This is a genomic window from Streptomyces sp. AC627_RSS907 (genome assembly GCF_019049165.1).
The window spans coordinates 1-787 of record NZ_JAGMUE010000709.1 but is presented as its reverse complement, the minus strand read 5'-3'; the positions used below and the strand labels follow the sequence as shown (position 1 = coordinate 787).

1 protein-coding gene is annotated in these 787 nt (G+C 73.2%); it reads right to left on the bottom strand.

Features of this window, described 5'->3' with window-relative positions; translation table 11 throughout:
• A partial coding sequence (locus KUM32_RS37915) for a S8 family peptidase (protein ID WP_217146368.1) occupies nt 1-787 on the bottom strand: 787 nt, incomplete at both ends.

Genomic DNA, 787 nt, shown 5'->3' with positions numbered 1-787 from the left:
GTCCAGGCAGCGGCCGACGTTGGAGAAGCCGGAGCGGCTGCCGTTCTGGTCCGTGGAGCCCAGCGTGATGGCGGCGGGCAGCCGGGCGGGGCTGGTGCCGCAGGCGTCCTGGCCGTAGTCGTTGCCCGCGGCGACGGCGACCGGGACGCCCGCGTCGATCGTGCCCTGCGTGGCGTCGTCCAGGGCCTGGTCGCTGGGGCCGCCCAGGCTCATGTTGGCGACGGCGGGCTTGGCCGCGTTCTTGGTCACCCACTCCAGGCCGCCGACGACCTGTTCGGTGGAGCCGTTGCCCGAGCAGTCCAGCACCCGGACCGCGACGAGCTTGGCCTGCTTGGCGACGCCGTAGTCCTTGCTGCCGATGGTCCCGGCGACGTGCGTGCCATGTCCCTGACAGTCACTGGCGTCCGCGTCGTTGTCGATGAAGTCGTATCCGCTGCTGGCCCGCCCCTCGAAGTTGCTGTGCCGCAGGTCGGTGCCGGTGTCCACGACGTACGCGGTGACGCCGTCGCCCTGGTTCGGGTAGGTGTACGTCTTGTCCTGCTTGCCGTCGACCGCGTCCAGGCCCCAGGACGGCGGGTTCGGCTGGGTGCCCACGGCCCGCACGATGTTGTTCGTCTGGACGTAGCGCACGTCGGGGCTGGCCGCCAGGCGCGCCGCCTGTGCCTCGGTGGCCTGGAGCGAGAAGCCGCGGAAGGCCGCCGCGTACACCGTGCGGACGGTGCCGCCGGGCGCGTCGGTCAGTTCGTCGGCCCGCGCCGCGACGGCGGCGCGGGGCTCGGCGGCGAGC